The sequence below is a fragment of the Bacteroidota bacterium genome (assembly GCA_018266755.1).
Classification (GTDB): domain Bacteria; phylum Bacteroidota; class Ignavibacteria; order Palsa-1295; family Palsa-1295; genus JAFDZW01.
This window is the reverse complement of the sequence record JAFDZW010000011.1, coordinates 24,050-37,935: the sequence shown is the minus strand read 5'-3', so window position 1 is coordinate 37,935 and position 13,886 is coordinate 24,050. Positions and strand designations below refer to the sequence as shown.

Here is a 13,886-nt window from a genome sequence, read left to right as displayed (position 1 = left end):
GGTAAGTCCTGTTAGTGGGTGGCGTATGATACTTCGATGTCGAACGGCAATTTTGTCAGTGTACCTGCGACCCCAGCGGCGCTGACGGCCGCTCCCGGATTTGCGAATGCCGTCTTCACGAATGCAAGCGCGATCGTGGCATTGAGCCCCGGACTGAACGTGAGTGACGTCACTTCGCCGATCTCCGTCGCATCGTTCGCTTGCAGCGGAAACGGAACCGATGCGGGGAGAGCATCGTCGAATCGGATACCCATGAGGTGTCGCTGTACTTTGTCATAGGTGTCAAGTCGGGCGATGACTTCCTGGCCGATGTAGCAACCTTTCGTCCAACTGATCGCCTGCACCAGTGTCGTCTCGAGCGGATTATGCTTTTCGTTGAGTTCGTTTGGCACGGACGGAATGCCGGCCTCGATGCGGATCGTCTCGTAGGTCTCGGCATCAAGCACCGCGCCGCCGTTGGATGTGACGAGTTCAGTCAATGCGGAGAGAATCGCGTCGTGAGACGCTGCGTCGCAGAAGATCGAGAAGCCGCTTTCGATAATGCGATGACTTCGTTGGATGCGCACCGGTACTGCGCCGAACGCAATCTCCGTCGATCCGAAGTTTGCTAGCCCCAAAAGATCGACGTCCGTCGCCGATGACAGTACCCCGAGCGCCGATGGGCCAAAGACGAGGAAGTGTGAAATCTCGGCGGTGACGTTCGTAAACTTCGCATCCTCCATGATGACATACTTATCGAGCCACTGCACGACCGCGTCTTCGCGGTCACTGCCGGTGACGAGGAGCGCGCCGTCATTCGTCGAGAGCACGTTCAACAGATCGACGATACGACCCTTTTCCGTAGTCAGCACGGTTTGTGCACCGTTGCCGCTATGTCCGATGAGTGGCGTAAGGTCGTTCGTGCTCATACGATGCAGAAGGTCGATCGCGTCCGGCCCGCTGGCCCGGACACGCCCGCTAAGGCCGCTCGCATCGACAAGCGCGAGTGCACGGTGGGCAGCTGTGTATGCGTCTAGATTCATTGGCAGTCAAAAACAAATCGGTGAGGGAAATGATTGTTTGCGTGTTGGTCTTCCATCATGTGCGCACTCAAACGTACGATCCTTGTGTTGGCGCTGCTCTGCAGCGCCGTGTCGTTGCATGCGCAGCGTCAGACTTCTCTGTTGTGGAAGATTTCAGGAAACGGACTGAGACAGCCCTCCTACATTTACGGCACTGTCCATTCATACGATAAGCGCGCATTTGTGTTCCGGGATTTGGTCGACTCCTATATGCGAACGTGTTCGGCGTTCGGCATGGAGATCAAACTCGACGACTTCGATCCGTTTTCGCTCCTGGGGCAGATTCAGATGCCGGGTGACACCACACTCCAGATGCTTGTCGGCGACAGCGCATTCCATGTGCTCGAAACAGTGATGCGGGATTCGTTTAGCATTGAGCTCTCAATGTTCGCGCGTATGAAGCCGATGTTTCTTGTCGGGTTGATGCAAATGCCCACCGGCGACGGAGATCAGTATTCAACCTTCCTCGACGAGTACTTAATGGACAACGCGAAGAAGGCAGATCAGGAATTGATCGGGATCGAGACGATCGCCGAACAACTACATGCGGTGGATCTTGTACCATTGAAGGAACAGGCTCGGATGCTGCTCGAAGAAACCACCTCGAACGACAGCAGCGGGATGCAACTTGACGATCTCTTAAACGTGTATCAGACCGGGAATCTGGACTCGCTGTATTCGATGTACCAAAAAGGCGAGCTTTCGAATGAGTTCAACAAAGCGCTCATCCTCGACCGCAACCACCGCATGGCCGACCGCATCGACTCTATCGCACATGTCAAATCTATTTTCGTCGCAGTCGGCGCGCTGCACCTCCCTGGGCCGGAAGGGGTGCTGAATTTGTTAAAAGGGAAGGGGTACGAGATAACACCACTCTGGAAGAAGCGGTAGTGACTTCGTTCGCTCAGAATGACAATGCGAGTACAGTTTATACAGAGCTACTCTACTTAGTCACTGACTCAATCATTTTCAAAGTTCACGTAGATCCCGTAATTCGCGGGTGTATCGGTCCAGTCGGTTAGTAAGTATTTTTCGTAGCTGACCCCACTTTTTGTCGTTTCATCAACCACCTTTGAAACGTGATTCTGAATCGCCAGTCCGGTCATCGAGTAAAACATCGAACTATGCGGCGAGCTGGTTGAGACCGGGATGTCAGTAAATGTTAGCTCTTCGGTACGCGAGTACTCGGCTCGAGTCCATTGATATTTCACGGTGATCGTAGAGATCATCGATCCATCGCTCGATACCGTCCCGGCGACCGTCGTGATCTCCGTGGTACCTGGTACGGTATTATCCGTCACCTGCTGCGAGAAACTCGTCCCGCTCCATTTCATATACGAGAGCGAACATAACGGCGAGGAAATCGACACGCCGCCTGTCGTGAATGATTCGTGCGGCGACGGTGTGCTGTAATACTTCTTGATCTTCGCATTGAACCATGCCAATGACAGGCAGTTCATTCCGTGCAGCGTATTGAGGAAGTTCTCGCGCACGCGGAAGGTGTTCCATCGGTCGAGATATCCGTTCGACACGGTGACGTCGAGCAGTACCGACCCGTAGGAACTGACCTCGGGCACGATCACCAGAAGTGTGGTATCGGACCACGAGACGATGGTACCTTCGTTGGAGTTGAACTCGACAGTCGACCGCTGCGCCTGCAGTGCTCCGAATCCCTCGCCTTTGATGGTGATCATATCACCGGGATACGCCGAATCGGGCTTGACGGAAGTAATCGCTGGCCCTTTGAATCCGAGATGTACCCCGGCAGTTGTGACTCCGCCGACTGTGACCGTCACATTCCCGCCGGAGAACATTTCCGGGACGGTCGCAACAATTTCTGTCGGTGACCACGACACGATGGAGTACGCGGGATACGGCCCCATCAATACCGTGCTTGAGCCTTGAGAGGTCCCAAAGTTCTTGCCGGTGATATGCACCGGCATTGCGAACGATTGCTCGCTCGGCCAAACGGATGTGACTTCGATGCCACTATGGATCGACGCTGTTGCCGTCGCCGAGGCGACTTTTATGTTCGTGCTTCGATTAAATACGTCGAGCGTGATGGTGTAGTCACCGTCGTTCGTGTATGAGTGGTATGCAACGGTATCGTTGTTGCGGATAAACTTCGAACTACCGTCGCCGAAATCCCATTCGAATCTTGCGTCCGATGGTCGGTTCATCACAATTCCACTCCACGTATACTGTTGGTTCTTCACGCCGGATGTTGTAGCCGGCTCGATACGAGCAAGGATCGTATCGTAGAAGAAATGAATCCATCGAAAATCGACCCATCGATACTGTTTCGGTGTGCCGCCGATGTCGCCAAAGATGGCAAAGCCGATGATGTTTTCGCCGGGTTTGAGGGCGATGATGCCTCGATCGGTCAGTGACGCCGGGACGGTCGGAGCGGGAAGCAGTCGGTCCCCGTTTCGGTCGTACACTGTGAAATATGATTTCAGTACTTCATTCCATGACACCGAGACGTCCACCGACGGGGTCGACGAATGGTATGCCGTACCCAGTTTCACGCTTGGTACGACATTGACCCATAGCGAATAGTCGGGGTACCTCGGATTCATCTTTTGTATGAAATAGAGCGAGTGATCGATCCCGATCGTCGTCCAATCGATGAAGGCGGTCTTCGATGTGAACTTGATGGAATTGAATTTCATGGAGCCTTCGGCAGCATTGAGACCTGCGTAGTAAGGGTCGAAGGTAGAGCCGTTGAACTTGATCGAGCGGGTTCGGTCGCCGGGGTAGTTGGGGTCGGCAATGTAGATGGTTTGGTTCGGAACGTCGATGCTGTATGCCGTCACGTCGTGTCCGCCTCTGCGTCCGGTGCCGTCGAAGCCGTAGAGTCCTACGTCGAAGGGCTCGCCGGTAAGATACATCGAAACCACGAATGCCGTCCATGTATAATTATCGTATGCTGAGACATACTTTTCATATATCTCACCCGTGAGTGCAGTCCAGTCCATGTCTTGTTGTACAGCCGACGCCCAGCGGTATCCTTGCGGATTATCTTCCCAGATTTTGTTCGGTGTCACATCGATGGAATCATAGAGATGATGCAGCATCGGTGCACCCTTTTTGCGTCGTAGTTCAAAGTAGTACCAGAGCGAGGATGAGTTCTGTCCGGCACAATGTCCGGCGCGCGCCTTCAGGAGATACGAGCCGTAGTTGACAAAATCCCAATCGTCCGCACCCGGATAATAGCCCGTGCGAATTAGCGGGCTCAGTCGGGAGATCGCAGAGACCATGTACGGGGTAGCCATTGTCAGCACGATGCGTGAGAAATTGGAGATCGTACCTTGCGGCGTGCCGCTCTTCGAGTGAGGGCTGCCTGCAGCGATGCCGCTTACATCGAAGTGTCTTGTCGCAATCGTTACACTATTGTGATCGTATGCAATAACCGGAATTCCTTCGAGTGCACCACTGACGTCGTTATAGAAGAACGCAAGCGGTATTACCGAGTCGGCGATCGTTGCCGGGATCTGCACCGCCATGATCGAATCGGCGTACCCACCGCCGTTCGAAATGGTGATCACCGGTGAGATCGGCTTAAAGAACTCGCCGAGCGTGTGCGACTTCACCGGCGCATACGATACCGTGAATAGTCGCGTATCCGTATAGGAGTTCGCCGGCACGGAGATTTCGAGCCCGCCAATGAGCGAGTCAGGAGCCGTAACAATGATGCGCCCGCCGCCGCTCGAGACCGATTGTGTGATGACCGGTACTTCCGTTCCGGTCTCGATCTTCGGCGATGGTGTTGGCTCCGGTTCGGTACTGCTTGTAGAACAGGAATACACAGCGATGCTCGTCAATATGGCAAGTGAGAGGATGCGTTGACCGATCTTCATGGTAAGTCTCCTCGTGGCGGTGAGTGCCAAATGATACACGTCCGGGAGTAACCGATCGATGGTACTCCCGGACGTGCTCTGCCCCCACTTCGTTAGTGGACGACGAATTTCTTCGTGCGAATGTGTCCGCCTTGTTCGAGGCGAACATAGTATGTGCCCGCGGTGAAGCCGGAGCAATCGATTTGGGTGTGGTACACACCCTCGCTTCGGAACGCCGATGGTTCGGATGCGACCTCACGGCCAAGAGCATCGAATACCACGACCGAGGTATGACCGGTAAGGGAAAGTGAATAGTCGAGATTGATGTACGTTGCCGTAGGGTTCGGGTACGGCTCACGAATCCAGAAATCAGCTTCGAGATTCGAGGGAAGTACACCGGAGGTGACTCGGATACTCACAGGGGTCGGTTGGGTCATTTCAAGATTGCCAACATGATCTTTTGCGAGCGCGAAGAAGCTATAGGTATGGTCCAGTGAGACGATTATCTGCGCTGAATCTGCATCCTGATTTCCGACAGCGACGTACGCACCGTCATCCTTCGCCATATACAGCATCGCACTTTCATACCCTGAGCCGCCGACCGGATCGATACTGTTCCACCGAACGGTGACGATCGTATCGCTCGTCTTCGACGGCAGAGCACTCATCATGGTACTCGGCGCTGCGAAGTCGAGTGTATTGATGTACGAATTCGTCATGATCGGCGCGTTTGCATCGAAGTAAATGTTCGCCCGGTTGCCAAGGGTGGTACCAGTCGTCAATCCGGCTTTCGGAAGTACACTATAGGTCAGCCACCCTTCACCCTCCGGCGGTACTTTGTTTGCCGGCAAGTCGATACCGGTAATTTCCCAACGAAGGATGTTCCCGCTTTGAGTTGCGGTGAATGCGTGACTCATGCGACCGAAGACGACCGTGGCTGGATCGAACACGTCGGCCAGAGTATCGACGACGACGATCTTATATGCTGCCGCCTGTGCGTCCGGCGCGTTTTCGAATTCGATCATGTATTCCATGCGGCCGGTACTCGAGATGAAGCCCTCCGTCCCGAATCCTGCCGGACCGGATTTGTGGTTCGGGTCCTTCGAGACGACCGGACGCACTTCCTTTTGCGAGCCATTACAATCGACATGTGTGAACACATCTTTGATCGGCTTCTGGCCGAGATAGCATTGCATGCCTTTGATCGTATTCTCCAGACATGACAATAGATTCACCGATAGTTTCGCGGGCCAGACGAGATGTTCGAGACCTTTGTTGGCGAGAATCTTCTTCGCGCCGTCTTCTGCAAGTTGTTTCCCGGTCGAGAGTGCGGCCCGCTTTGCCTGTTCTTTGATCGCAGCCTTCACATCGTTCGCGGCAAGTGTCTTGTCATTCGCATTCGAGCCCGGTGGCATCCACAGATCAAAGCAGCCTTCGACGGCCTTATCTGTCAGATAGTCGCTGATATATGCGCCGGCTACATAGACGGCCGCTGCCGCGATGAACCAGAACACCTGTGGCTTTGCCCCGCCTTTGATGCTGCTGGCAGTCGGCGTCGTCAGATAGAGTGTGAAGTCGCGCTCCTCGCGCGGCCCCATACTGCTGACGAGGAAGGTGATCTGCTGATCGGTGCTATCGGTTGCGAAATCATCGAGTGCATACGTGCGAAGCGTATTGTCCATTTGATCTTCCGTCTTCAAGAAGCGTGTCTTCTGATTTGCTTCGAGCGTAAGGAAGATGTCGCCGCTGATCGCATCGCTATTATTGTAAAGGTTGACGACCATGCGGTTTGGTGCGCCGACACGCAGATCGCTGCTGCCGACAATGGAAACGCGAACGTTCGATCTCGCAGGAATAGGAGTCATGCCTGCTGACGCAAGCACATAATCGCCCGAGCACACCATATCTTTCCAGCGCATGTAATTGCCGCTTGAATCGTGATACAGCAAGTTTGCGCGGTCGATCATCGTCCATGTCGCGCCGTTGTCGGTGCTGCGATACAGGCTGAGATCTTTTTCGGCGGTCCCATTGAGATCGGCTTGCCCATAATAGATATCGAGATATTGTAATTGTACCGCAGTCGCCGGCACGGTCCGGAGCCTGAACCAACTCTCGACGGCATTCCCGAATGTTTTCGGCGTCTGTCGGCCATACGACTCGACAATGACGGAATCGGGTTGTGTGCCGTTATTAAAGTGCGTGATCCCGCTATAGAAGTCGTAGCGTGTCGTATTCGCCACGGTTTTGTGCGGAATCGTGATTCGACCAAGATTACCGACACCGTTCCAACCGTAGTTCGTTGTGCCGTCTTCCACGACAAGTGTCGCTTCGGAGGCGACATAACAGATTGCACCCGAACTCATGGCAAGTGTCGGTAGGTAGTTATCACCGACGAGGATGACTTTTTTGCCTTGCACGCTGATCGCCGTTCCGGTTGCACCATGCAGACTCACTGTCCGTCGGCCTTCGCCGTCAAGGGTTGCTTGTCCTGCTTTCCACGTGCCGTTGTTGATAATATCCTTGAAGCCGCGGATGACAATGCCCCAATTGTTAAACGGGTTATTCGTCACAAGCCCGTTGTTGATGAAATTACCGTGAATCTCGGGCGTGACCCATCCGAGCCCGCCCCAGTGACGCATTGTGTCTGCAACCGTGACATCGCCGAGGAAAGTAACAGCACCATCGATGTTTGCCGAGCCGTGGAGGACCACGTCGCTGCCTACAATTGTGTTGTAGAAGTAGCTGCTATCGTGGCAATAGATGTGCGGGACATGTTTAATCGTCCCCCAACCCAGATGCCCATGATTAATGAGCGTCAGCGTGTTGCTGTCCATGTCGAGCCAACTCCAGTGCATATCGAACTCGCCGCTGAAGGTTAGGTCCGACGTTGCGATGAGTGAGCCGTTGGTATCTACATAGCCGCTGCCATCGCGGATCGCGATGGCGTTCTCGAACACTTTCCCCTGTGTTTGCGAGACGTGTTGAAGCTTCTTCGCCGCGAAGTATGTCGAGCCTGCTCTCCAGATACCATTATTGTGTACATCGCCGCGCAGATCCAACGCGATTGCGTACCCTGTGACCGGATTATTACGGATGAGACCGTTATTCGTGAAGTCGCCGTAAAAGACGGGCGTCACCCAGCCAAGACCGCCACGGTGTTGCATCGTATCGCTATTAACGATATTCGCATAGAACGAGACCGCTCCGTCAATGCGAACCACGCCGTGCAACTGAGCCGTGTTCCCTGTAACGATCGTGTTATAGAAAAATGCGCTGTCACGGAAGTAGATGTCGGACGCATTTGCGATCGTGCCCCACGAAAGATGTCCTTCTTTCTCCATCGTCAACGCATGTGATGCGAAGTCGAAGATCAGCCATTTCAGGTCGAACTCCCCGGTGAACGTAAGGTCACTTGCAGCGATAGCATGTCCGTTTGTATCGGTATAACCGTTCCCGTCGCGGAGTCCGAAATTGCCCTCAAAACGTTTGCCGGCCGATTGCGAAATATGCTGATCCTGTTTTGTAGCGAAATACGTATTGGACGGTTGCCACACACCGTTGTTCGTAACGTCGCCACGGAGGTCAAGCACAAGGACATAGTTGACTGGGTTATTGCGGATGGTGCCGTTATTGACAATATTGCCGCGTACGACGAATGTTACCCACCCGAGCCCGCCTCCGTTCTGTAAGAAGCTTCCGGAATTGACGGTGAGATTGCGACATGTCGATGCAGAACTCGTAACCGATACCGTCCCGGCGATGACGACATCGTTTGTCGCTGTCGGAACGGTATTTCCAACCCACGTGGATGCATCTTCCCAATTTCCGCCTGTCGATTTCGAGGTGATCGTCTGCGCACGGAGTGTCGTAGCGAGTATGCTGATAATGACGAGGGAAAGGGATATCCTTGCCATAGAGGAGTATAAGTTCATAATTTCCTCCCAAATCGTTTGTGATAACATCTACCAGACACAATTTCCATGCCAGCGGAAATGCGGTTGACTTATCAATCAGTTAACTGAGGGTGCCCCGTACGGACCACAAAGAATATTGCCGGGGTGGAAAAGAATAGCATCCGGCGCTACAATCTTCCGTAAATTCGTTCATGCTCAATTGGATATGGCTGGGGCTTGTTGTCATCGCACTCGCCGTCGCAACCGGCCGCGACGTCAGTGAGCTTTCGAGCGACCGCTTCCGAAACGGGAAGGCAATCCCGTTCTCGATTGTCTCGGCCCAGTCGATCGACCGGGAGCATCATACGGTCGACGCCTATATTCCCTCCGCGTCGCTTCGTTCATTCTACGAAGCGGATGATACCCGCTCGGTGAAGGCGGATTCGGTCAACGTTCATCTTGAGTACAAGGAGTCCGGCACATGCACGTTCGCCCTGCCTGCACAATCGCCGCTTGTATGGCAAGATATGGCATCTGCCCAGGGCGACGAAAAACAAATCAGCGGGACTCTCGCGATACAAGGCGATCACGTGATGTTTATCGCCGAACCGGTTCGATATCGTATCCTTTCTAAAGTAGTGAATGAGGGATTGCTCAAGATGGCCGATACGGCCGTGACTATTGCGCTTGGTCTGATCGGCGTCATGGCGCTCTGGCTTGGGATCATGCGCATCGCCGAAGCGGCGGGGCTGGTAACACTGCTTGCGAAGATGGCGAAACCGCTGATGGTGAGGCTCTTCCCCGATGTGCCACCCGAGCATCCGGCCATGGGCGCGATGCTCTCGAACATGGCAGCAAATATGCTCGGGCTTTCAAATGCGGCTACCCCACTTGGCTTGAAAGCAATGGAGGAGCTCAACAAGCTCAACGAACATGCCGGTGTAGCTACCAATGCGATGTGTATGTTTCTGACGATCAATACCAGTGCCATCACGATTATCCCGGCAACAGTGATCGCCATTCGGGTGTCGCTTGGTTCACACAATCCGAGCGATATTATTATTCCGACGTTTCTTGCTACGATCGTTGCGCTCACCTGCGGCGTGATCTTCAACCGGTTCATTCAACGATTCTTCCCGGTGACCAAGGCATGATCGAACTTTTGAAGATACTCTCGACGCTTGCCGTGCCGGTTGTGATCGCGACGATCGTAATCGTCGGTGCTGTCAAAAAAGTAAAGGTCTACGAAGAATTTGTAGAGGGTGCGAAGGACGGGTTCACGACGGCAGTGAAGATCATTCCGTATCTCGTCGCAATGCTTGCGGCGATCGGCATGTTCCGCGCAAGCGGCGCGATGGATATTCTCACGAATGCGATCTCGCCGCTGACAAATGCGATCGGCCTTCCGGCGGAAGTATTTCCACTTGCCGTTATTCGTAATCTTTCCGGCAGCGGCTCGCTCGGGCTGATGACGGATCTCATGAAAACCCACGGCACCGACTCGTTCATCGGCCGTCTTTCTGCCGTCATGATGGGATCGCATGAGACGACATTTTACGTGCTGGCCGTGTATTTCGGTGCTGTCGGCGTGAAGAAAGCCCGTCATGCACCGCTTGCGGGAATCTTTGCGGACATAGTGAGTGTCATAGTGAGCGTGATCCTTGTTCGGATCATGTTCCAGTAAGAAGCCCGCAGATCATGCGTACCCATGCTCAGAGCTGCTGTCTGCTCCTCGTTCTGTTACTGCTGATAACGGCTGCTTCCGCATATTCGCAAAATCTCGGCGACAGAGCCACGCCGACTCCCGATCCTTCGCAGAAATATAATGGCATCGGCGGCGGACTCGGCGCGAGCATCTTCAACGGCAAACCGTATCTGTTGATCGCAGTCCGCCCGCAGTACGAGTTCTGGGGTACACTTGGCATCGGTATCGACGGCAACCTGCGACTCAATAACGACGGCAAATTCCGCAAAGAAGATTTTCACGACGTCTATAGTATCGTTCGGTGGATCAACTACATTCGCTTTGGACATCCTGGCGAAGACCTCTATGTTCGAGCTGGCGGCCTGACCAACGTGACACTCGGTCACGGCACGATTGTCGATAATTATTCGAATAATTCGTCGTACGATAACCGTCGCGTTGGTCTCGTCGGTCGCGCCGATATCGGAGTCGTCGGCGTCGAGGGACTTTCGAGCGATGTCCTTGTGAATAAAAGTCTCATCGCAGCCCGAGGCTTCACGCGGCCCTTTCATATTTTCCCGGTACTGGCGAACTCGTGGTTCTTTCGGAATATCCAATTCGGTGCGACGGCATCGTTCGACTTCGACTCGAACGCCACACGCATCATCCCGAACCATGAACCGTTTGTGCGCGACTTCAAAGTTCTCAACGGCGATCGACTCAGCGATTCGCTTGCCGTAATGCGCGATTCGGCTCATATTCCGACACCGCTTGCCATCTATGGCCTCGATGCAGGGTTGATGATCTACCAGACGCGGCGTGCCGAAGGATTCGTGTACGGCGATTACGTCAAGATCGCGAATTTTAACGATGGTCTTGTCGCCGGCTTTCGCACGAGTTTTCTCTTCGACTCGGTGTATTTTCTCGACCTTCGATTCGAACGCGAGTTCTATCGTAACTATTTCATTCCGAGCTACTACAACTCGTTCTACGAGCGCGAACGCTTCAATGATGACGTCGCCCCCGACGATTTTCTGACGAAGACCACCAAACTCGCCGATACCGTCGCCGGCAATGGAAATGGCTGGAAGGCGGGGACATTCTTCGACTTCGACAACAAGATACAGCTCGGGATCACATATCATCACCTCGATAACCTGCGCCACAGTGATCTGTTGACCATGAGCTTCACCTTCCCGCATATCTGGTGGACGTTCTACGGCGCCTTCGATTATCAGCGGCGCTTCATCGACGGCCCGGCAGATTATATTGTGTTCGACGACAACACACAGGCCTCAGCCCGTTTGAGCGTTCAGCCATTGAAATTCATTACGCTCACACTCATTGCCCGCTGGAGTTGGACGCGAGACCCCGAGACCGATCACGTCACACGCCAGACCATCATCGAGCCGAAAGCCAGCGTCATCCTGCGTCTCTGACCTGTTTCGATCAAAATATATCACCTCGTAGCCGCCGAGCTCGCTGACGGACTTCGGTACAGAGTGGCGATTTCGGATATCGCGCGAGAAAATCCTGATAGAGTGTGAGGGCCTTGTCTTTTGAATGCAGTTCGTGTTCGGTAATTTCGGCTTGACGCATGGCAGCGCGATCGAGAAGGGGGCTATCCGTCATCGTGTCTTGCATGTTCTCGAGTAACAAAACGGCATCGCTTGGTTTGCCGAGGCGCACGAGAAGGTCTGCAGCGCGCAGTATCGCTTCGTCCGCGATTGCAGGCTTCGGATTGGTTTGGGCAATCGACTGGTACCCCGCAAGTGCGGTCGGCAGATCGGCACCGAGCGAAAGAAGCTCGGCTTTTGAAAATACCGTTAATGCCGCGTCTCTCGGACCTTCTCGGTTCTCGCTGATGAGCGATTGCATCGCGATCGCATCGTTCGCAAATTCGCTCGACGATGCAGCAACAATAGGGGTGAGTGTTGCGAGGGCCGTGTCGAAGCGGCCTTCGAAGTAGAAGATGCGAGCCTTTTCAAACTGGATGTGTCGCCGGATCTCGATGTCCTCCGAACGTCGACGTCGATCGAGCAACGTGCTAAGTGCTTCAAGTTCGTTGCGTGCGACGTCGATTTGGTTTTGTGCGAGAGCGATCGATTCGAGTGCGAAGTATGCATCGCGTGTCACGCTCGGCATCGATGTCGAACGTTTGACAATTGCTTCATAGTATGGCTTTGCAAGTGCAGGGTCATGCAGCGTATTGAGTGCGGCGTCTCCAGCGAGATCGAGCGCTTCGAGTGCAATCTCTGTGGGGGTGACAGGTGACGTACCGAGCGATGCATATTCAGTTACAACGGCGCGGATCGCATTGTCGTCACGAGGAACGCGGCGTTCGAGCGCGGCCAGTTTTGCGCGCAGAACACCGAGCTTTGCATCGTAATATAGCTCGGTACGAGTGTCGGGCGTGGTATGCTCTTCGGCGCGTTGTGCGGCTGCAGCGTATGCCCGTGATGCAGCATCGAATGCGCCTTCGGAGATTGCTTTATCGGCAAATTGCATCAGCGCGAACCCATTGTCTTTTTGATCGCGAAGTCCGTCGATGCGCAAGGCGACGTCGAGTCCTCCGTCGTAATTGCGAAGTTCGCCGTAGCACCACTCCAGCAACTCCAGCTCTGCGATGTTATCGGTCTCGGTATTAATTTGTGCGATGACAGTACGTATAATCGTCCGGTTGCTTGCGGTGTCGGCCGTGAAGCGCGAGATGCGCCCTTCGATGCTTGCAAGAATATTACCGATCGATGCACTTTTATCGTTCGAGCGCAGCAGGGATAAGAACTCGCGCGTCCCGAGATCGTACTTGCCCATGCGAAAGAGCAGATCGCCGATCAGCGGCGTATAGAATTGTCCATCTTGTTCGTTCTTGCGATGATCCTGCAATAGCTTGAGCGCCTCGTCGGTATATCCGACATCCGACATGGCTTGTGAAACTGCATACGTAAGGCTATATGGATTTTGCCCCGAGCCCGCATCGATCGCCTTGTGAAATGCATCGAGTGCGTCGGCCTTTCGGCCGAGCATCGAACGTGTTTTACCGAGAAGGAGGTAGAGGTCGTATGCCTGATTCGTCGGATGTGAAAGCGCATCGGTTAGTACCGAATCAGCAGTTGTAAATCGCTTGAGTGCTGTGAGCACGCGCACATAGCCGAAGAGAATATCGGGATTATCCGGCTGAAGGTGGTACAGTTCTTCGTAGAGTCTCGACGAATTCTGATAGTCGCCGCGTGCATCGAAAATAGATGCAAGCTGCAGCTTCTGGAGAAACTCCTGCGATCCCGGCTCTTGCGCAACGGCAGCGAGCGGTAATGCCGCAATGAGTAGTGCGATGCAGATCGAGCGAATCATTACTTGGATCTACGAAGGTCGTTCGGATTTGTAACTGTCGTGAACAACACAAAGAATC

Annotated in this window: 8 protein-coding genes; 4 read left to right on the top strand and 4 right to left on the bottom strand. The window is 53.9% G+C overall.

Annotated features, from left to right (window positions below):
* Nucleotides 1–11 precede the first annotated feature (11 nt).
* Nucleotides 12–1,022: an aminomethyltransferase family protein gene (locus JSS75_14625; GenBank protein MBS1904937.1), complete on the bottom strand. Its 1,011-nt coding sequence runs from the start codon at nt 1,020–1,022 to the stop codon at nt 12–14.
* A 57-nt stretch (nt 1,023–1,079) separates the two neighbouring features.
* Between JSS75_14625 and JSS75_14620 the strand changes: the two genes are divergently transcribed.
* On the top strand, nt 1,080–1,952 hold the full coding sequence (locus tag JSS75_14620) for a TraB/GumN family protein (protein ID MBS1904936.1): 873 nt from the start codon (nt 1,080–1,082) through the stop codon (nt 1,950–1,952).
* A 68-nt stretch (nt 1,953–2,020) separates the two neighbouring features.
* On the opposite strand, the gene JSS75_14615 is transcribed toward JSS75_14620, so the two are convergent.
* Complete coding sequence (locus JSS75_14615; GenBank protein MBS1904935.1) at nt 2,021–4,921, bottom strand: IPT/TIG domain-containing protein; 2,901 nt, start codon at nt 4,919–4,921, stop codon at nt 2,021–2,023.
* Between the two features lie 92 nt (nt 4,922–5,013).
* Entirely contained in the window at nt 5,014–8,814 is a 3,801-nt protein-coding gene (locus tag JSS75_14610; GenBank protein ID MBS1904934.1) for a T9SS type A sorting domain-containing protein, read from the bottom strand.
* A 191-nt stretch (nt 8,815–9,005) separates the two neighbouring features.
* Between JSS75_14610 and JSS75_14605 the strand changes: the two genes are divergently transcribed.
* From JSS75_14605 to JSS75_14595, 3 genes are read left to right on the top strand one after another with little or no spacing between them, the layout of a single operon-like run.
* Nucleotides 9,006–9,947: a hypothetical protein gene (locus tag JSS75_14605; protein ID MBS1904933.1), complete on the top strand. Its 942-nt coding sequence runs from the start codon at nt 9,006–9,008 to the stop codon at nt 9,945–9,947.
* Entirely contained in the window at nt 9,947–10,477 is a 531-nt protein-coding gene (locus tag JSS75_14600; GenBank protein ID MBS1904932.1) for a spore maturation protein, read from the top strand. The genes JSS75_14605 and JSS75_14600 overlap by 1 nt, the downstream gene beginning before the upstream one ends.
* Nucleotides 10,478–10,491: 14 nt before the next feature.
* A complete protein-coding gene (locus tag JSS75_14595) occupies nt 10,492–11,916 on the top strand; it encodes a hypothetical protein (GenBank protein ID MBS1904931.1) in 1,425 nt (474 codons plus the stop codon).
* Between the two features lie 10 nt (nt 11,917–11,926).
* On the opposite strand, the gene JSS75_14590 is transcribed toward JSS75_14595, so the two are convergent.
* Nucleotides 11,927–13,828 carry a tetratricopeptide repeat protein gene (locus JSS75_14590; protein MBS1904930.1) on the bottom strand — a complete coding sequence of 634 codons (1,902 nt, stop codon included), beginning with the start codon at nt 13,826–13,828 and terminating at the stop codon, nt 11,927–11,929.
* Nucleotides 13,829–13,886: the final 58 nt, after the last annotated feature.